14 protein-coding genes and 3 pseudogenes are annotated in these 19,211 nt (G+C 71.4%); 5 read left to right on the plus strand and 12 right to left on the minus strand.

From position 1 onward, the window contains the following. Positions 1-77: pseudogene (locus ACWCRD_RS05920) on the plus strand (TIGR02234 family membrane protein); the annotation flags it as partial. A gap of 69 nt (positions 78-146) precedes the next feature. Here the strand turns inward: ACWCRD_RS05920 and ACWCRD_RS05925 are convergent. Further along, positions 147-521, minus strand: a complete 375-nt coding sequence (locus tag ACWCRD_RS05925) for a hypothetical protein (protein ID WP_450964716.1) — start codon at positions 519-521, stop codon at positions 147-149. 640 nt (positions 522-1,161) lie between these two features. Between ACWCRD_RS05925 and ACWCRD_RS05930 the strand changes: the two genes are divergently transcribed. The 3 genes from ACWCRD_RS05930 to ACWCRD_RS05940 all read left to right on the plus strand — a co-directional run bounded on the left by ACWCRD_RS05930 (position 1,162) and on the right by ACWCRD_RS05940 (position 3,887). After that, positions 1,162-1,512: a MerR family transcriptional regulator gene (locus ACWCRD_RS05930; protein WP_450964717.1), complete on the plus strand. Its 351-nt coding sequence runs from the start codon at positions 1,162-1,164 to the stop codon at positions 1,510-1,512. A 339-nt stretch (positions 1,513-1,851) separates the two neighbouring features. Continuing rightward, positions 1,852-1,974, plus strand: a complete 123-nt coding sequence (locus ACWCRD_RS05935) for a hypothetical protein (RefSeq protein WP_450964718.1) — start codon at positions 1,852-1,854, stop codon at positions 1,972-1,974. Positions 1,975-2,093: 119 nt separating this feature from the next. Beyond that, complete coding sequence (locus ACWCRD_RS05940) at positions 2,094-3,887, plus strand: ABC transporter ATP-binding protein (RefSeq protein ID WP_450964719.1); 1,794 nt, start codon at positions 2,094-2,096, stop codon at positions 3,885-3,887. Positions 3,888-3,912: 25 nt separating this feature from the next. On the opposite strand, the gene ACWCRD_RS05945 is transcribed toward ACWCRD_RS05940, so the two are convergent. Both ACWCRD_RS05945 and ACWCRD_RS05950 read right to left on the minus strand, forming a co-directional pair. Further along, on the minus strand, positions 3,913-5,034 hold the full coding sequence (locus ACWCRD_RS05945) for a sensor histidine kinase (RefSeq protein ID WP_450964720.1): 1,122 nt from the start codon (positions 5,032-5,034) through the stop codon (positions 3,913-3,915). Beyond that, positions 5,031-5,696, minus strand: coding sequence for a response regulator (locus ACWCRD_RS05950; RefSeq protein ID WP_450964947.1), 666 nt, complete (start codon positions 5,694-5,696; stop codon positions 5,031-5,033). The genes ACWCRD_RS05945 and ACWCRD_RS05950 overlap by 4 nt, the downstream gene beginning before the upstream one ends. A 276-nt stretch (positions 5,697-5,972) precedes the next feature. Here ACWCRD_RS05950 and ACWCRD_RS05955 point away from each other — a divergent pair, with 276 nt between their 5' ends. Next, a complete protein-coding gene (locus tag ACWCRD_RS05955; RefSeq protein ID WP_450964721.1) occupies positions 5,973-7,223 on the plus strand; it encodes a DUF418 domain-containing protein in 1,251 nt (416 codons plus the stop codon). A 593-nt stretch (positions 7,224-7,816) separates the two neighbouring features. On the opposite strand, the pseudogene ACWCRD_RS05960 reads toward ACWCRD_RS05955, so the two are convergent. The 9 genes and pseudogenes from ACWCRD_RS05960 to ACWCRD_RS06000 all read right to left on the minus strand — a co-directional run. Further along, positions 7,817-8,758, minus strand: a pseudogene (locus tag ACWCRD_RS05960) (ABC transporter transmembrane domain-containing protein); the annotation flags it as partial. Between the two features lie 34 nt (positions 8,759-8,792). Next, the gene (locus ACWCRD_RS05965) at positions 8,793-9,014 is read right to left on the minus strand and encodes a hypothetical protein (RefSeq protein ID WP_450964722.1); all 222 of its coding nucleotides are present in this window, start codon (positions 9,012-9,014) and stop codon (positions 8,793-8,795) included. Next, positions 9,011-10,312 (minus strand): cation:proton antiporter, encoded by a 1,302-nt coding sequence (locus tag ACWCRD_RS05970; protein ID WP_450964723.1) that lies wholly within the window; start codon positions 10,310-10,312, stop codon positions 9,011-9,013. Before ACWCRD_RS05970 ends, ACWCRD_RS05965 begins: the two co-directional genes overlap by 4 nt. Positions 10,313-10,451: 139 nt before the next feature. Beyond that, positions 10,452-11,570 carry an NlpC/P60 family protein gene (locus tag ACWCRD_RS05975; protein WP_450964724.1) on the minus strand — a complete coding sequence of 373 codons (1,119 nt, stop codon included), beginning with the start codon at positions 11,568-11,570 and terminating at the stop codon, positions 10,452-10,454. 58 nt (positions 11,571-11,628) lie between these two features. After that, positions 11,629-12,111, minus strand: a complete 483-nt coding sequence (locus tag ACWCRD_RS05980; RefSeq protein WP_450964725.1) for a poly-gamma-glutamate biosynthesis protein PgsC/CapC — start codon at positions 12,109-12,111, stop codon at positions 11,629-11,631. Continuing rightward, on the minus strand, positions 12,108-13,334 hold the full coding sequence (gene pgsB, locus ACWCRD_RS05985) for a poly-gamma-glutamate synthase PgsB (RefSeq protein WP_450964726.1): 1,227 nt from the start codon (positions 13,332-13,334) through the stop codon (positions 12,108-12,110). Before pgsB ends, ACWCRD_RS05980 begins: the two co-directional genes overlap by 4 nt. Positions 13,335-13,340: 6 nt before the next feature. Further along, entirely contained in the window at positions 13,341-15,620 is a 2,280-nt protein-coding gene (locus ACWCRD_RS05990; protein WP_450964727.1) for a HAMP domain-containing protein, read from the minus strand. After that, positions 15,617-17,533 carry an ArnT family glycosyltransferase gene (locus tag ACWCRD_RS05995; RefSeq protein ID WP_450964728.1) on the minus strand — a complete coding sequence of 639 codons (1,917 nt, stop codon included), beginning with the start codon at positions 17,531-17,533 and terminating at the stop codon, positions 15,617-15,619. Before ACWCRD_RS05995 ends, ACWCRD_RS05990 begins: the two co-directional genes overlap by 4 nt. Positions 17,534-17,575: 42 nt before the next feature. Further along, positions 17,576-18,693: pseudogene (locus tag ACWCRD_RS06000) on the minus strand (DUF418 domain-containing protein). Positions 18,694-19,211: the final 518 nt, after the last annotated feature.

Genomic DNA, 19,211 nt, shown 5'->3' on the forward strand with positions numbered 1-19,211 from the left:
CGACGGTGGCCGGCGGCGCCTTCCCGCTGACCGCCAAGGGCAGCGACGTCACGGGCGTACCCGCGGCGCTCGCCATAGGGGCCCCCACCGCTGTGTCGCCGTCCACTCGGAGAGCGCCGGCCGGGCCATGGGACGGAGACAGCGCCTCACTGGTCGAAGTGGATGAGATCTCCTACGGTCCATGCGCTGACGTCCTTGATCGCGACGCGGTACATGCCACCCGTCTCCGGGATCCCGAGGCTGCCCTGCAGGATCCGGGCGAGATGAAAGTGCAGATGCGTGGGCGCCTCGCCACGACCGGACCGGTTTCCTCCCGGCGGGTGGGCGAAGACGTCCGAGAACGGGCCGAGACGGTCCGAGTCCTTCAGGACCTCCGCCACCCGCTCCCTCCACACGGCCTCGGGAGCCAGCCGGCCGGTGATGACGGCGCCGCCGACGACCACGGTCAGCGACATCTGATTGCTTCGCTCGGACTCCACCGCGGCGGAGATGGCGACGAGCAGCTCATCAGGGTTCGACATGACAGCAGAGCTTATGCGGCCCACCCGCACCCGCGACCCCCGCGGGGCCGAAGTGGTCGCGTGCGCGGCCGGCAGGCGGCTTGCGCCCACCCGGTGGGGGCCTGCCACGGCAGGGTTCTTCCTCCACCAGAAGAGTGAAATCTTCTCTTGCCAGAGTAGATTTTCGTTCCTGGCGTGGGTATGCTTCTTCACGTAGACACGGTCGACGAGATCCGCCAGACACGAACTGGCGGGTGACTGAAGACGAAGTACGCAGGTCAGTGCGGCTCTCGAGCCTCGAAGCCAGAGTGTTCCCAGGACGGTGACGGGACTGAGAGCCGCACTGGGCGGCTCGCACGTCAAGGAGCTGCCGACAGCAGTACCGGTTCAAACGGTGGTTGGTTCAGAGAGGAACGGAGGAGCAGACGCCATCAGGATCGCCCGGCCCGAGAAGCACTCGGCCCGGGTACCGCAAGACCCCGGAATGGATGGTGGTCCCCGGTCAAGCAGCTGCGATCCCCCCGCACCCCCGTCTGCCGGGCCGGTAGCGGAAACAGAAGGTCGGCACAGCAGTAGGGCCGACAGATGGTGTTCAATTTCCTTCGGGGCCCTGGTGCCGTACGGCACCGGGGCCCCTCGACGCGTTGCACAGCGAGGTGACATGACATCGGACATTCCCCTGAATGATCGTCTGGACGACGATGACTATCCCGCGTACACGATGGGCCGGGCAGCCGAGATGCTCGGCGCCACCCCGGCCTTCCTCCGAGCCATCGGTGAGGCTCGCCTGATCACTCCGCTCCGCTCGGAGGGAGGACATCGCCGGTACTCCCGTTACCAACTCCGGATCGCCGCGCGCGCCCGGGAGCTCGTCGACAAGGGGACTCCGATCGACGCCGCGTGCCGCATCGTCATCCTCGAGGACCAGCTCGAGGAAGCGCAGCGCATCAACGCCGAGTACCGCCGTGCCGCCGGCGAATCGGCGGGCCGCGCCGGCTCCGCGTCCGCCTGAACACGCGGACGCGTGCCGTATCCGGAACGCACTCGTCAAGGGCGGGGCACAAGACCCTTGCAGGGCCGGGCACTTGACGGCCGAGCGGGCGTACGGCCCGCGCGGACACGGACGGACCGGGCGAGCCGAGTCCACTCGCCGCTTTTATCGTCCAGGCCAATTCGGCCAGGGCGCACCGTCATGCGTGAATTCAGTAAGAGAAAAATACCCAGTCTTCACCTTTCATTTTGAGCGGGATTTCGCGTCGCCCCCGTATTCACCGGTGCCACACAGTCCAAGTCAGCGGCGAGCAGCGCCAGTTGGCAAGACAGACAAGGCATCGGAAAGGAGGGCCTCACCATGTCCTTCGCGAAGATCACGCTGGGCAAGAAGGCCAAGAAGAAGGAAGACTGCGCCGGCAAGGCCAAGCACCACCACAAGAAGAAGCATCACCGCAAGCACAAGAAACACGCCGCCAAGTAGCAGGGCGTCGAAACACCGACCGGACAAGAACGCCGTGCCGGGGTCCGTGCGCACCAGCGGGTGCGCGACGGGTCCCGGCGCGGCGTCGGTTCGAGCACCGTGCTGGGAGTGTTGCGCACATGAGCCGAGCTGCCCCGATCGCCATGCCCGTGGCCGCACCCGGAGCATCCGCCCCCACCCGTCATGCCCGTCTCTCCCCGCTGGCCGCGTTCCGGATCTTCTGGCCGCTGGTGAGCGTCAACCGCGTGGTCGTCGTGGTCTCCGTGGTGCTGCTGGTGGTGTCGGCCGGGTGCGACGCGGCCGCGATCGGCATCGTCGGCGTACTCACCGACAAGGTGCTCGCCCCGGGCGACCTGGCCGCTTTCTGGCAGCCCGCCGCCCTCTGGCTGGGGCTCGCCGCGGCCGGTGCGGTGGCCTCGGCCGCGGGCGGTTATCTCACCGGCTGGTCCAGCGAACACTTCCTGCTCGGCCTGCGCGACCGGCTCTTCCAGCACCTCCAGCAGGTGCCGCCCGACGCCCTCGACCGCTTCGGCACCGGCGATCTGGTCACCCGGCTCACCGGCGACATCGAGGCCGTCGAGTCACTGGTGGCCTCCGCCCCGGTCGACCTCGTCACCACCGCGGTGTCAGCCGTGGTCTTCGGCGTCGCGGCCTTCTGGACCAGTTGGCAACTGGCCCTGGTCACCTTCGCCGTGGCGCCCGTCATCTGGTTCGGTGCCCGGGTGTTCGGCACCCTGATGCGCTCCGCCACCCGCGACGAACGCGACAGCAACGGACGCCTCGCCTCCCTGCTGGAGGAGAGCCTCGCCAACATGCCGCTCGTGCAGGCGTACGGCCGTCAGCAGGCCGAGCGGGGGAAGCTGCACCGGGAGGGACGGGTGTGGATGCGGGCCGGGCTGCGGCAGATCCGGCTGTCCTCGGTGTACGGGCCGGCGGGTGAGTTCATCGAGACCCTGAGCGTGCTGGCCGTGATCGGCGCCGGGGCCTGGCAGATCTCCGAGCACCACCTCAGCGTCGGCGGTCTGCTCTCCTTCGCCGCCTACCTCGGCTATCTCCAGCCCAAGCTGCAGGAACTCGGCGAACTCGCGGTCAGTGCCTCCTCCGCGACGGCCGCGTGCGAGCGCCTCGTCGAGGTGCTGCGCACCGGCCCCGTCGCCGCAAGCGCCCCACGGCCGGACATACCGCCACTCGCCGAACCGGTGCGCGGCGCCCTCGCCTTCCACGACGTCGGCTTCGCCTACCCCGGTGCCGGCCACCCCGTACTGGACCGCGTCCGCCTGGACATCGCCCCCGGCACCCTGGTCGCGGTCACGGGCCCCAGCGGCGCCGGCAAATCCACCCTCGGCAAGCTGCTCCTGCGCGTGTACGAACCCTCGCGGGGGCGCATCCTGCTGGACGGCCGGGACATCGCCGAGCTCCCCGTCGACGAGGTGCGCCGGCACATCACCCTGCTGCTCCAGGACAGCATGCTCTTCGACGGCACCATCAGGGAGAACATCGTCTACGGCCGCCCCGACGCCACCGACGAGGAGGTGCTCGCCGCCGCCACGGCCGCCGACGCGCACGGCTTCATCGACGCCCTGTCCGGCGGCTACGACACTCCCGTCGGCAAACGCGGCAGCCATCTCTCCGGGGGCCAGCGCCGCAGGATCGCGCTGGCCCGGGCCATGCTGCGCACCGCCCCCGTGCTGATCCTCGACGAGCCCACGGCCGGCCTCGACGACGCCTCGGCGGCCCGCATCATGGCGCCGCTGCGCCGCCTGACGGCGGGCCGTACGACCCTTCTCATCACCCACGACCTGCGCCTGACCGCCCAGGCCGACCTCGTTCTCCACCTGGCCGACGCCACGGTCACCGTTGTCGCCGGTGCGCTTGCGGCCACGGCCACCGAGGTTGAGCACGACGCGGCCTGAAGCACCCGCTGACCGCCACGCGCTCTCAGGCGGGCCGGGTGGGGGCCCGTAGTTCGATCTCGTAACCGCCGTGGGGGGTGGGTTCGGCGGTGAGGGTGCCGTCGAGGAGTTCGGCGCGTTCTTTCAGGCCGATCAGGCCGTGCCGGGCGCTGGGCAGGGCGACGGACGGGCGGGTGGGGGCGGTGTTGGTGACGGTGACGCCGAAGTGCTGCGCGTCGTGCCACAGGCGTACCTCTGCGCGGGCGCCGGGGGCGTGCTTGCGCACGTTCGTGAGGGCTTCCTGGACCGTGCGGTAGACGGTGCGTTGGGCGGTCGTGCTGATGCCCGGCGGGAGGCCGCCGGTCAGGGTGGTCTCGATGCCGCTGTTGTCGATCAGCTGCTGGATGTCCGCGAGGGTGGGCTGGGGGGTGAGTTCGGTCTCCTTGCCGCCGGAGGCGCGCAGCAGGGTGACCATGTGGCGGAGTTCGTCGAGGGTGTTCACGCTCAGGGTGCGGATGGTGCGGGCGGCGTCGCGGGCGTCGGGGTCCTTGGCGGCGACCTGCAGGGCTCCGGCCTGTACGGCGATGAGGCTGACCTGGTGGGAGACGACGTCGTGCATCTCGCGGGCCAGTTGGGCGCGTTCGCGGGCCAGGACGGTCTGGGCGTACAGGGCGCGTTCGTGTTCGCGGGCCACTTCGACCTCGACCAGCTGGCGGGCCACGTCGTGTCCGGCCTGCACGAGCTGGCCGCACAGGATCGGGGCGAAGGCCGTGGCCAGCGTGTAGACGAACTGGACGAGCGTCCAGGTCCGGTCGCCGGAGAACGTCTCGGACAGGGGCCAGGCCAGGGTGCTCGCCGTCGCGTTCAGCAGGGCGCAGCCGGCCAGCAGCGGGCGGTTGCGGGTGTGCGTGGCCAGGGTGTACAGGGCGGACAGCGGTGCGACCGCCACGTCCATGAACAGGGTCATGGGCAGGGTCAGCAGGAAGACGGCCAGGGGAAGGCGCCTGCGCAGGAACAGTCCGGCGCAGCCGAGGGCGGCGCAGGCCCACATGAACGGTGTCGCCTCGCCGTAGAGGTTGATCCAGGTGTCCAGCGCGGCGAGCACGACGAGGCCCGCGTCGACGGCCCAGGGCGGCACCCGTCGCCACAGCGCCTGGCCCGTGCTCACCACCCGTTGTCCCGCGCGTCGGCGCGGTCGTCGCTGAGCAGTCCGGCCCGCTCCGCGAGGAGCGCCGCCTGGACGCGGCCGGCCACCCGGAGCTTGGTCAGGATCGAGCTGACGTGGTCCTTGACGGTTCCCGCGCTCAGATGGATGCGGGTGCCGATGTCGGCGTTGGAGAGTCCTTCCGCGATCAGGACGAGGACGTCGCGTTCGCGGTCGGTGAGCTGGTGCACGCGCGCCACGTCCGCGTCCTGGGACGCGCCTGCCCCGGGATGGCTGCGCAGCAGAGCCCGCGAGGCTTTCGGAGACATCACCACCCCGCCCGCGGCCAGGGTCCGTACGAGGTGGGCGAGTTGTTCGGGCTCGGTGTCCTTGAGCAGGAAGCCCGCGGCTCCCGAGCGCAGCGCGGTCAGGATGTACTCGTCGGTGTCGAAGGTGGTCAGCATGGCCACCGTCGGCGGCTCGGGCAGGGTCTGGATCTGACGGAGGACGGTCAGGCCGTCCACGTCCGGCATGCGGATGTCGAGGAGTACGACGTCCGGGTGCTCGCGCCGGATCACGTCGGCGGCCTGCGCTCCTTCCGCGGTCGCCACGACCCGGATGCCGTCGGAGGCGTTCAGGATCAGCTCGAACCCTGACCGCACCAGGGCCTCGTCGTCCACCACCACTACCCGGATCACCGGCGTTCCGCCTCACACTCGTCTGCTCTGTCCAGCTTCTCGGCGACCCGTGCACCGCGCATGGGGGCACCATGTTCTCGTACGGTGATCGCCTGCCGTCGACAGTACGTCCGGCGCGACGGGCGACGGTACGGCCGCCGTGGACACCCGCCACCCCGCAGGCCGGTTCCAGCCGTTCGGGGGGAGCGCTCCGGCCCGTCGGCGGGGGTGTCACCGAGACCTGTCGGATGGTCCGCCCTGTGACCTCCACGCGAGGTTCTCCGTATGACACAGATACAGCCGCCGCAGGAGACACCGGCTCCGCAGGAGAACTCGCCGCCAGGGCCCCGCACCCCGCCCGAGTCCGCCGGGCAGGCCCCCGGCGGCCCCTCGACGGGACGCCTCGTCGGAGTGGACCTGGCCCGTGCGCTGGCGGTGTTCGGCATGTACGTCGTGCACATCGGCCCGCCGCTGTCGGCCACGCACGGCGTCGCCGGCTGGGTCCGGTACATGGCCGACGGCCACTCGTCGGTCCTGTTCGCCACCCTCGCCGGGTTCTCGCTGATGCTGATCGCCGGCCGCTTCGAGCCGAAGACCGGACTCGCCGGCCGGCAGGCGAAGGCCCGGATCGCGATCCGCGCCGTGATCCTGCTGGCGCTGGGCACCGCCATGGCGATGGAATACGGCGGCGTGATCATCCTGGGCTTCTACGGCGTCTACTTCCTCCTCGCCCTGCCCCTGGTGCGGCTGAGCGCCGGGGCCCTCGCGACGATCGCGGCGGGGCTCGCGCTCGTCACGCCGCAGCTGGCGTTCGTCCTGACCGCGCGGCTGAGCGACTCGGTCCAGCAGGGCATCAACGCCTACGACCCGCTCCACCGGCTCAGCGAGGTGGGCGTGCTCGATCTGCTGCTCACCGGTTTCTACCCGGCGCTCACATGGATGCCGTTCGTGATCGCCGGTATGGCACTGGGTCGCCTGGACCTGTCGGCGGTGGCCGTCCAGCGGCGCCTGGCCGTGCTCGGCGCCGGCCTCGTCGTGGGGGCTTACGGCCTGTCCCTGCTGCTGGCGGGCAGGAACGCGTTGCGGAGCACGGCGGAGGACGGGGCGTCGTCCGGTGGCTCCGGGGCGGCGTCCATGGGCAGCGGGTCCATGAGCCCCCGGCTGTCGTTCTCGGATCTGTTGTCCGCCGGGCCGCACAGCGGCACCACGTTCGACATCATCGGCAGCGTGGGCGTCGCGATCCTCGTGATCGTGGGCGCGACGGTGCTGATGGACCGGCTGCCGCGCCTGCGCCGCCTGGCGAAACCGGTCATCGCCGTGGGCACCATGTCCCTGACGGCCTACGTCGGCCACTTCCTGGCGCAGTCCCTGCTGTCCACGCCCGCCGGGACGGGCACCCAGCAGTCATGGATGCCGCTGCTCATGTTCGTACTCGTGGCGATCCTGTTCGCCGCCGTCTGGTCCCGCTTCTTCCGCCGCGGTCCCCTGGAGCATCTGCTCAACACCGCCACCAGGCCCGCCAAGTACGTACGGTGAGGTCCGGCCGGGGCGGCTCGGCTCCGGCCCCGTCCAGACGGCCCGCACGGCCCGCACGGCCCGCAGGGGACCGCCCTTGCGGGCTTCGGCCGTGGTCCCGGCCGGCGGCTGTCAGCTCGGCGCGGCGCCGCAAGGCCCGGACAGCTGCGGGGGGCACGGCGGCCGCCGGTGTGGCTGAGAGCACGACGGACACACCGAGGTGGTGTGAGGACTCGGCGGCGGCGCACCGGGATGGCACGGCGAAAGTGCCGAGGCGGGCCACGGTGGTGAAGCCCGGGCGCGCCGAGCGTCCGGGCACGGAGCGGGCTGTCGGCCGATGCCCCTGCGCATCAGGTTGAGCGGGCGGCTGTCCGGCCTGCTCAGCGGAGCCTGCCAGGCCCGCCCCTGGCCATGCGGTGGCGAAACTCCCGTCGTCCGCCCCGAAGGGCGGGCCTCGCGGCGCCCCGTGCGTACTCGGCGCGCCGGGGGCAAGCCCTCCCACCTCGGGTGCGGCGCGTGGGCCCCTATCGAAGAGCTTGGGGGCGCGCGCCGGGCTCGCGGGACAGGCAGACTTTCACACCGGGCCCTGACCCGCCCGCGCCCACCGCACGGCCCTGGTAGTGGGACGCGGCGTCGACCAGCTTGTACACCGGCTCCATCAGGTAGAAGAGGTACAGCAGGAACGCGATGACCGTGGAGACCGGGATCTCCCCGGACGCCACCCGCGCCCCGCCGACAGCGAGCACCGCGAGGAACGCCAGTTCGACGGCGAGGTTGTCCGCCGTCCCCAGCACGGCCTCCCACTTCGCGCCGCGTACGCCGTGGCGCCACGCCCTGCGTGCCGCCGCCTCGACGCGAGCGGTCTCCCGTCCCTCGGCGCCGGACGCCTTCACCGTACGGAATGCGCCGAAGACCCGCTCCAGGCCGGTGGACATCTCCCCGACGGCCGCCTGGGAGCGCTCGGTGGCCTGCCCGATCTTCGGCATCATCAGCGCGGCACCCACACCGACGACCGCGACCACGCCGAGCGTGACGCCCAGCAGAACGGCATCGAGGAACGCCATCACCACGACCGCCGCGACCAGCGTCACCGCCCCCGTCGCCGCGGAGACCACCGCCTGGGTGCTGACCGCCCTCAGCAGCGTGGTGTCGGAGGTCACCCGGGACATCAGATCGCCCGGCTGCATCCGGTCCACCTCCGCGAGGCGCAGCCGCAGCAGCCGTCCGACGAGGCTGCGGCGGGCGGCGAGCACCACCGACTCCGCGGTCCGTTCCAGCACATAGGCACCGAACGCCTCAGCCGCCGTGCTCAGCAGCACCAGCGCGGTCAGCATCAGCAGGACGGTACCGATCGTGCCACCGGAGGAGAGCCGGTCGACCAGCGTCTTCGTGGCCAGCGGCTGCAGCAGGCCCCCGGCGGCCCCGGCCAGCGCGCACAGCAGACCGAGCGCGACGGCCCACCGGTGCGGACGGACGTACCCGTACAGCGCCTTGAGCGTCTCGCGGGCACGGAGGGACTCGGCACCCGTCGGCTCCAGGGCGGATGCGGTGTTCACGGGATTCCTTTCCTACGGGCCTTCGGGACGCGGCTCAGCGGACCAGTGAAGCCGCCCGTGTGGCGAAGAGGTGCACCGCTGCCTCGTAGAACTCGGGGCGGACGACGAACAGGACGCCGGCGGCCGCCGCCAGCGTCAGGCCGAGGAGTTCCAGCGGCCCGCCTTTGCGGGGTGTGACGTCACGGCCCGCCGGGTCGGTGTCGGCCGATGTCCTGAGGGCGGTCTCGGGCTCCTTGTTGAGAACATGCTGTGTCATGCCTCCAGCCTGGAAGCCCGGCCGCTCTCCGCATATCCGGCGACTGTCGGGTCCGCCCCCGCCGAGTGGCTGGAGCAGCTCCCGCCGGTCAGGGAGCGGGCGATGAGCACCGAGCCGCCGCCGTGCAGCAGAACGCTGCCGAGCACCGTCAGGGTCATGGCGTACAGGGCGGTGTCGGCGTACCGCCCGTCCGGCAGAGCGTTGAACGCGAGCAGGCCGAACACGATGGAGGTGGTGCCGCGTGGCCCGAGCGCACCGACCATGAGCCTCTCCCGCCAGGTGAACTTCGAGCCGAGGAAGGCGAGCATGATCGGAAGGATGCGCACGACGGTGAGCGCGGCGACGCAGAGCACGACGGTGGGCCAGTGGACGCCCTCCTCCATGGCGAGCACCACGGCGTTGCCGAAGAAGAACCACATGCACATCGTCGCCATCGAGTTGGTGTCCTCGATGAGCTGGAAGTCCGAGGCGTGGGGAGCCGAGGCGCCCCGTCGGCGGACCGGCGCCTGTCTGACGTAGCGGAAGGCGATCCCGCACACGAACGAGGCCACGAAACCATTGCCGTCCATCGCCGTGGTCACGGTGTAGGCGAGCAGCGGTGTGACCAGCACGACGATCCGCCGGGACTGCTCCGTCATCCACTCCGCGCGGTCGGCCAGATTGATCAGCCACGCCACCAGTGCCCCCACCACGAAGCCCGCCACCAGGGCCTTCAGCGCGAACGGCACGGCCGTGCCGAGGGCCTGCATGGGCGTGCGCGTCACGGTGTCGGTGCCGACGAGGATCAGTGCGAACAGGAAGAGGGGCGAGACGATGCCGTCGTTGTAGCCGCTCTCCACGTTGAGCACGCTGCGCACCCTCGCCGGGATGCGCCGGTCGCGGACCAGCGTCTCGGCCGGGGCGAAGTCGGTCGGGACGACGATGCACGCGATGAGCAGCAGCAGCGCGACCGGCAGCCCGGGCAGCAGCCACGTTCCCAGCAGCACCGCCATGACCAGGCTCAGCGGCAGCGCCACCAGCAGGGCCCGCGCCGCGGAGCCGGGGTCGTTGCCGAACAGTCGCCCGCCCGGCAGCTCGGTGGCGTCGACGAACAGCAGGACGGCCAGGATGACCTCGGCCACATGCTGGGCGACCTCGGAGTTCAGGGTCACGGCGATATGGCTGTGGGTGAACACTCCCGTGACCACACCCGCGAGCACCAGCACCAGGGGAGCCCGCACATGCCGTTGCTCCAGCCGCCCGGCGACCAGCGACCACCCGGCCACCACCGTGGTGATCACAATCAGGACAAAGATCATTTGCATCCGCTTCAGAACTCGGAACAGACCAGGGGCCACTCCATCGGAATCCTTGCCGAAAGTCACTCCGCTGATCAGCGGCATCCTCCCCGCCGACCGGCTGGAATCCACCGTCCCCGAGGAGACCCGAGGAGAGCGGTCACAGGCGGCGGGCCGCGCGCAGCCCCTGGGCGTAGTAGCCGTCACCGTCGAGCCGTGCGGTGCCGCCCTTGTCGCCCATGGTCGGGCCGCCCGCGTTCTTCCGGCTGGAGATGAAGCGCGGGTGGTCGTCGGTGTCCAGGCCGAGGTAGACACCCACGTGGCCGATGCGTCCGCCGGGCAGCTCCCGTGTGCTGAAGAAGACCAGGTCGCCGGGCTGGAGCTGCTGGACGGCAGCGGGGCGGCGGTCGGCGAGCGGGATCACGGGTACGCCGAGCCGCCCGCGGGCGATCGCGTCGGGGGTCCGCTCCAGCCCGCTGCCCGCCGGGCTGTCCCTGCTGTCCAACGGCAGCCCCGAGCGGTATCCGTACACCAGCCGTACATAGCCGGAGCTGTCGACGGAGCGCGCGCGGTCCTTCTCCGGGCGGCGGGTGACCCCGTCGGGGAAGGTCCAGGGGATGCCCAGGTAGTCGTAGAAGTCCGAGCCCGTGCGTCGCTTCCGCTTGCCCTGCCCCGCACTCCCTGAGCCATCGGGTGTGTAGCGTGCGGCACCGCTGTACGGGACTCCCGCTGCCGTCGTCCGGGCCGGGGCGCCGGCGATGTAGTCGAAGGCCGTGGCGAGGATGTCGGGGGCGCGGCTGCCGAGCCGGGAGCCGAGCCAGGTCCCGAACCAGCCGCTCCGCTCCGCGCCGCGGGCCCAGGCCTTGGGCAGCAACCGCACCCAGCTCCTGGTGACGACCTCGGCGTCCGTCGTACGCGGCTCCGCGAAGGTCCTGCTGGGCCCGGTCAGTACGGCCGTACGGGCGCCGTCGGTGAAGGTGGCGACGACGGTGCCGCGCCGGTCCCGGGCGACCGTGCGGGCAGGGTTGCCGATCCGCTCGAAGTGCAGCCGGCCGTTGCCGACCCGGATCTCGGCACCCGGTGCGCCCTGTGCTGCCTGTGCTGCCTGTGCTGCCTGTGCTGCCTGTGCTGTCGGCGGCGATGCCTCCGGATGGTCGGTGCGGTGCCTGAACTGCAGGGTCAGCACGCAGCTCGCCGCGAGCAGGACGGCTGTCACCAGGAACAGGGCCGCGTTCCTGGACAGGGAGAAGGCCCGGATTCCGGGCAGGGGGCGTTTCACTGGTCAACTCCGGTGCGAACAGGGCGAGATGGTGCCGTAGGCCGGGGACAGGACCGGCTCATGTCGTGGGCAGGGCGCCCAGCAGCAGCCCGGACACGAGAATCACGTAGGTGGCGAAGGTGACCGCGCCGGTGGAGAGGACCGTCGCCGTCTTGGGCTGCCTCTCCAGCTGGTAGGCGATGAGACCGGGGACGATGAACCCGAGGGCCTGATGGGCGAAGAGCAGGGGGAACTGCTGCTGGAGCAACAAGGAGAGCCCGGCCTGGAGCAGGACGCCGGTGAGCACGACGGCGGCGAACAGCCGCTTGCCGTAGAGGATGACGAAGCGCTGGAGCAGCTTGGTCAGCAGGTAGGTCAGGCCTGCCACGGCCGCGACCATGGCGGCGCGCCGCAGATCACCGACGAGGGTGAGGGCGAGCCAGCCGGGGGTGATCATGCCGCCCGGTGAGAGGTTCGTGGTCAGGTAGCACAGGAGGGAGAAGACCAGACCGAGCGCGATACCGATGGCGGCGATCTGCGGGGTGACTACTGCGGGGATCAACGGGATGCTCCGTGGAGGGAGTTGTGGTCGGCGGCGTCGGGCGGTTCGGGCGCGAGAGCCGCGAGCCGCTCCAGGAGGAGTTCGCCCTGGCCGTGGATGTTGCCGATGGCGACGAGCGAGGAGTCGGGCCCGATCTGGGCCAGCAGATCCGTGGTCAGCTGGTCGGGGTCGCGGCGGTCACCGCCGAGATCGACGACGTTCCCGGTCCAGTGGGTGGGTATCGCGTCGGCGGCCGACTTGGTGGGGTGGCCGATGAGGAACACCGTCTCCGGGTCCAGTCGGGGGATGAGCGCGCCCATCTGCCCGTTGCGCTCCACACGGTCGGGACGGCAGTTGACGACGACGTGCAACGGGCGGTGGATCGCGCCCAGTTCGAGCAGCTGATTGATGTTCATCAGCGTCGACTCGGGGTCGTTGGCGGCGAAGACGTTCGCGAAGCGCAGCCGCTTTCCGTCAGGGGTGCGGTACCGCTCGACGGACAGCACACCCGGGTCCGGTGGCGCCTCGTACATTCCCTTCAGCGCGGTCGCGCGGTCGACGCCGAGCAGTTCGGCGACCGCGATGGCGATGGCGACGTTCTCCTTGAAGGTGAACCAGCTGAAGCCGCGCAGTTCCTCGTCGGTGACGGTTCCCGGGTCGACCTGGACCAGCTTGCAGTTCCGGGCGTCGGCCTCTTCCCGGAGTATGTGGAAGCGCTCCTTCTCCGCCGTCACGCAGACACCACCCTCCGGCAGGGACCTGCACAGGGAGCGGGCCACGTCGTCCAGCGTCGGGCCCATCTCGGCGAGATGGTCCTCTCGGACGTTGCAGAGCACGCCGATGGTGGAGCGGATCAGCTTGGACTGGTTGATCTCCTGGAGTGCGGGCATGACGGCCATGCACTCCATGACCAGGGCATCGGGCCGGTAGCCGGCGGCCCGCCGGACGATGCCGATCTGCTCCACCACGTTGGCGATGCCGAACTTGCGGTAGACCGGCTCCTCGGTGGCGTCGGGGTGGATGAACCGGGCCGCGGTGCCGGTGGTCTTGGCGACGGTCACCAGGCCGCTGCCGCGCAGCGCGCCCGCGCACAGCCGGGTGATGGAGGACTTGCCGCGTATGCCGTTGACCAGCACTCGGGTGGGTATGGAGGCGAGATTCGCGTCATGGCGGCGCTGTTCGACGATGCCTGCGACGAGCAGGCCGGCGCAGCACGCCGCAAGGACGCAGTACAGGAAGAGCACCGGAGGTCAGCTCCTGGGACCGGGGTCGGACGGGGAGGTGGAGGGAGTGGGCGCCGCCCCGTCCGGGGAACCGGGCGCGGGCGGTGCGCCGGTACGGGGGAGTCGCTGTCTGATCAGTTCGAGGCTGCGGGCGACGGATCCCACCTCGTCGTGGTGGCGCGGGTAGCGCACCGTCGTACGGTCCCCGGCCGCCAACTCCTCTGCGCCCCGGGCGACTTCACACAGGGGCCGTACGACGACGAGGTACAGCCAGCCGAGGCAGAGGGCACCCGTGGTCACCCCCAGCAGACCGACGAGCATGATCCGGCGCTGTGCCTCGTACTCGGGCAGGCCGATCCAGAACACCGGCCTGATCGAGGCGACCTTCCAGCCGAGTGCGCCCGCGACGCCGGGCTTGCCGTTGAACGGCGCCACCGCGGCGACCGCCGGATCCCCCCGGCCGAGCAGCAGTTCGGCGGAGCCCTTGGTCGTACGGTCGGTCTTCATCTGGGCCCGCAGCCGGCTGTCGGAGACCCGCCCGAAGGCCACGAACCCCTTGTTGGACGCGATGACCCGATGCGCGGAGTCCACCAGCCACACCGAGCCGAGACCGGGCCGGTTGAGGATGCCGGTCAGGTACCGGACCTTGAACTCGCCCACGACGTAGTGGCGTCCGGACCTCGCCGGCGCGCCCTTGACCGGCTGAGCGGCCACGGCGGCGAGCACCGGTTCCGTGCCGGAGGTGTTCGTCTGCCTGACCCCGGGCCTGATGCGGGCCTTGTTCTGCGTACGGGGTTCGTCGCCGGCGCGGACGAGGATCTGGCCGGTGCCGTCGACGACGTACAGGGACCGGTATCGGCCGTGCTGCTCCAGGGACCTGTCGAGGACCTCGCGCGCCCGCTGCGACCGGGAAGCGTCGATCACCGTGGCGAGACGGGCGAGATCCGCGTAGCCGTCGTTGATTCCCCTGCGCACGCGATCCGCCGTCGTCTCGGTGCGTTGCCGCTGGTCGTCGGAGATCACCCGCGGTACGACCGCAGCCGGATGCGGCCAGGTGCTGCCGAGCGTCAGCAGCATCGAAGCGGGCCAGGCCAGCAGGGCGAACGCGGACACCACCAGGACGGCGCGCAGTCCGAGCCGGCGCCGGACCTTGCCCGCCCCCGTGGCCGGTGACTGCCCGCCCCCGCCCCGTAGTTGAAGGCGCAGTGCCTCCAGCGCGGCGCCGACCCGGGCGGGTTCCCCGAAGCGGGGCACGTGGACGGGGGCCGTGAGGTCACCCGAGCCGAGCCTCTGCGCGTCGCGGCGCAACCGCAGCACAGGCCGCTGCACCAGCAGGTGGAGGGCGGCGGTGACCCCGGCCGCGAGAGCCAGGAGCACGGCCGCGGCGAGGAGGGCGAGACGGAGGTCACCGGTCCCGGCCCCATGAGGCTCGGTTCGCACCGTCGTGACGACCGTCAGTCCGAGTGCGCCGCTCGGACTCTCCTTCGCGGCGAGCCCCCGGGCCACTGCTGCGTACCCGACGGCGGTACGGGTGCTGCCTTCCGAGGCCTCGACGAGACTGCCGCTCGGACCGTCGAAGCCGCCGGCCGCGGCGGTGTCCGACGGTCCCCTGCCCTGCACCTCGCGGGCCGCGGTGCCCAGTGCCCTGGCCCGGTCGGTGCCGGATCCCGGCCCGGCCGAGGTGAGGGCGGTCCCGTCACGGTCCACGACGTCGACGGTGTGGTTCCTGCCGACGGAGATGCCCGGCGGCTTCAGGCTCTGGGAGGCGACGAGCACCTCCTGCCTGCCGCCCTGCGCCAGCGTCGCGAAGGTCAGCAGCCGGGTGACGCCCGAGTCGTCCCGCACCAGTCTCGGCGGCGGGTTCTCCGGCAGCCCGCGAAGGTTCACCTTCCCGAGCGGTACGGCCTCGCCCTGCGCGGCGAGCAGCCGGCCGGTCGGCCGGTCGACGACGGCGGTGCCGCGCCACTTGCGGTAGGCGCGGTCGAGGCGGCTCAGCATCGCGTCCGCCGGTACGGACATGGAGCCCGCGAAGTCCGCGGCCGCTGTCCGCAGATCGGTGACGCTCTGGTCCACGGCGCCCTGCAGCGCGACCGCCCCGTCCTCGGCGATGTGCTGCTGGGAGCTGAGGACGGCCTCGGGCACACCCCGTTCGGCATCGCTCCCGACGGCGAACACCGTCAGGGCCGCGACGAGCGCCAACAGAACCGGCAGGGCTACCAGTGGCGGCCGCACACCTCCCAACACCGCCATGTCCGCCCGACGCCGGGACGGGCTCTGGATGGATATCCGGGATCCAGTGGTGGTCAAGAAGAAACCCTTCCAGGCGTGAAACAGTCATAGAGGCCGAAGTTGCCCCTGGTGCGCCAGCCGTAGGCGCCGGAGCGGATGCGCCCGCAGTGGGACTTCACCCACGTCGTGGCGGGGGTGGTGGGACGCAGGCGGGTGAGCAGGACGTAGCGGAGTTGGTGAGTGGCGATCAGGTCGGACAGCTGCGGGGCGCTGGGAAAGGGGGTCCTGCCGGTGAATCCGCCCATGACGAGCACGGGTTGGGACCGAGCGCGCAGCAGGCGTTCCGCCGGGTAGGCCGCCTGGGTCGCGAGCAGGTACTTCTCGCCTCTGCGGTGCGCGACGAGGTAGTCCAGCAGGGCGGTGTCGCGGGCGCTGGGCCGGTCGAGCTCGGCCCGGCGGAGAGCGGACGGGGCGTGCAGGGCCCTGTGGTGGAACTCGCCGACCGGACCGGCCGTCGGGGACGTGGAGGCCCCGGCGTAGCGCGGGTCGAGGCAGGAGACGGCCCAGCCGGCGGGTACGAGCAGAGTGGCCGCGATCCCGGTGGCCAGACAGGCCCGGACCCGTCTCCGGGAGGCGTGTGACCCGCCGGCCCACAGGCCGAGCGTCCCGCACACCGCGAAGACCACGGCGAACACCAGCAGCCGGGAGGCGAACCACGCCGGCCCGTCGAGTACGAGCGCCCAGGCCACCGACAGCACGATCGCCGAGGGCAGCCACAGCCGTCGCCGGCCGCCCGCCTCGTACGCGGACCGGAAGAGCGCGAGCCCGCCTCCGGTGAGCGCGGCGACCGCCGGGGCGAGGACGGCCGTGTAGTAGGGGTGATTGCCGTTGGAGACGCTGAACACCACGGCATGGACGGCAAGCCAGCCGCCCCAGAGGAGGAAACCCGCACGCAGCAGGTCCGTCCGCGGCTCACGGGCGCGCCAGATGAGGGCCGTTACGACGGTGAGCGCGGCAAGCGGCAGGAACCAGGCGACCTGCGGGCCGACGGTGTGGTTGACGAGCATCCCCCAGCCGGTGTTTCCGGTCGTACGGCTGGCGGCGGTGGCCGGGACGGCGCCGAACGCGGTGGCGTCGGCGCTGAAGCGGCTCAGGCCGTTGTAGCCGAAGACCAGGCTGAAGGGGTTGTTGTTCGACGTACCGTCGACATACGGGCGGTTGCCCGCGGGAGTCGCCCACGTGATCAGCGCCCATGAGCAGGAGACGGCCAGCGTGACCGCACCGCTCAGCAGGAAGCGCAGAGCCCTGCGCAACGGCGGGCCCGGCGCGGTGAGTTGATGGACCACGGCGAAGACGGGCAGGACGAGCCAGGCCTGCAGCATCTTCGTCTGGAAGGCGAGCCCGACCCAGACGCCACACATGACCAGCGGGAACAGCCGCCCCGTCCGTACCGCCTTCTGCAGGGCCCCGGCGGCTGCAACCAGCAGCAGAGTGAGTGCGGTGTCCGGGATGGTGGCCCTGTTCAGTGCCACGGTGACCGGAGTGAAGGTGAGTGTCAGCGCGGCGGTCAGTGCGGCGAAGGGACCGGCCCAGGCCCGTACGATCCGGTGCAGCAGCCATACGGTGAGCACGCCCTCGATCACATGGGGCAGCGCCGCCGCCCACGTGTGCGGCCCGAAGATCCATACGGAGACGGCATCGGGCCAGAAGGCGCCCGGCAGCTTGTCGAGGGTGATCGAACCGCTGGTGTCGAGACCGCCGAAGAAGAAGGCACGCCAACTGGTGGCCATCGACCGTATCGCCGCGCTGTAGTAGGGGTGGATCGCGGCGTGCCCCATGCCCCAGCCGTACAGCAGTGCGGCGACGCCCAGCACGGCGGCCGACGCCGGGCGCTCCCAGCGTGCCGGAGCTTTCGGCCGGTCGGCGCGAGCGTGCGATTCCCGGCCCAGGCCCAGGAAGCCGGTGCTCCGGGCGGTGGGGAAGACGGCCATGGCCAAGGTCCTCGAAGTCGGGGTTGAGGCGGAACGGCAGGCTCAGCGGGCGAAAGGGGCAAGCCTGGTGGCGCCGTTGAGCAGGTGCTCCAGTGGGCCGCGGCGAAAGAGGCGGGACCAGACCGCCGCGAACACGGTGGCTGCGACGACGAAGCAGAGCAGCGCGGCGGAGGCGGACTGCGGCGGGGTGGCCCGCTTCGCCGGGCAGGGCGGGGATCACCAGGATGTGGCCCACGTAGAGAGTCAGGGACATGGTGCCGACGGCGATGACCGGCGTTGCGAGCCGGCGCAGCCATGGCAGCCGGTCCAGGGCCACGGTCAGGCACAGGAGCACGCTGATCGCGATCCCCAGGCTGCCGATGAGGTCGAACGTGCAGCCGCTGTGCGGCTCGGCCGCCAGGAGCCCCCATGTGTCGTTGCCGCCCGGAGCCTCTCACGGCAGGCATGGCGGCCATGATCTTCTGAGCACCGCCGGTCAGCCGGAGCGCCAGCCATGAGACGCCGTATCCGAACGTGACCATCGCGGGGCCGACGACGGCCAGGCGCCGCCGGACCGTGCCGGAGGTCAGATCCAGCCTGCCCAGCGCCATGCCGGTGACCAAGAACGTCATCCAGGTGATCGCCGGGTAGAGGCCGGTGAGCAGGAGATCGAGCACGCCCACGCCGCACAGTCGCGCGAGCGGGTCGTACGCGTCGATGCCGTGCACGACCGACTCGGTGAGCAAGGCCCGGATCACGTACGCCACTTGCGGCGTGACGACCGCGAGCGTGACCGCGATGATCGCGAGCGTCCTGGCCCGCAGTCGCGGCAGAGGCAGGGCCAGCAGGAAGTACACCGCGTAGAAGTTGAGGATTCCGGCGCCGCCGAAGTCGGTCATCGCCAGCGCGCTGCCCAGCACCAGCAGGATCAGGGCCCGGATCACTGTGCGGGCCCTCGCCTGCCGGCCGGCCAGTCCGGTCTTCGGCTCGAAACGGCCCGCGATCAGCATCAGCGAGAACCTGGCGAGGGTGGCGAACAGCGCCGACGCCCGGCCGCTCGCCGGCTCCGGTAACCAGTCGCCGACGCCGCCCCCGGGCGTGGGCGCAGGACCGACGTGCACGGCGAACATCCCGAAAACGGCCAGTGCACGGGCGAGGTCCACCCCGACCAGCCGCGTCATCGGCGCCGGGCGTTTTGTCGCCGTCGCGGACTCGGGTGCGGGGTTTTTCGATCTCGGTCACCGGGACAACCCTGCCGAGGCGGGGGGCGGTCGACCATCCGCCGGGCTTCGGAAGGCGCCCCGCCGGTCGACCGGCCGGACCCCTCCGGTCGGCGGGGTCCGGCCCCGGCCGTACGCGCCGTGGCTCTCGTCCACACCCTGTGGAGGGAGAGCGCGTCCTGCCAGTGCGTCATGGCCTGCCCGTGCGAGAGGGGCCGCCCGGACGGCGTCTGCCGCGGGAAGTGGTGGTCCAGCCGGTGCGTCGGCACGTTCCCGGCGACCGTCAGCAGCGTCGCCTCCGCCAGGTCCTCCGCGCTCACCGCCGCGCGCCGCGCGGACGGGTGCGCGGAGGACATCAGCAGCACCCTCGGCTGCGACACCAGCACCGGACCCAGCGTCAGATCGGGTTCGCCCACGGGGGGGTTCGGTGACCTGGAGTTCTATGTCCCCGGCGCGCAGCGGACCGTAGGGCGCGGGTC

The organism is Streptomyces sp. NPDC002092, from assembly GCF_053593775.1.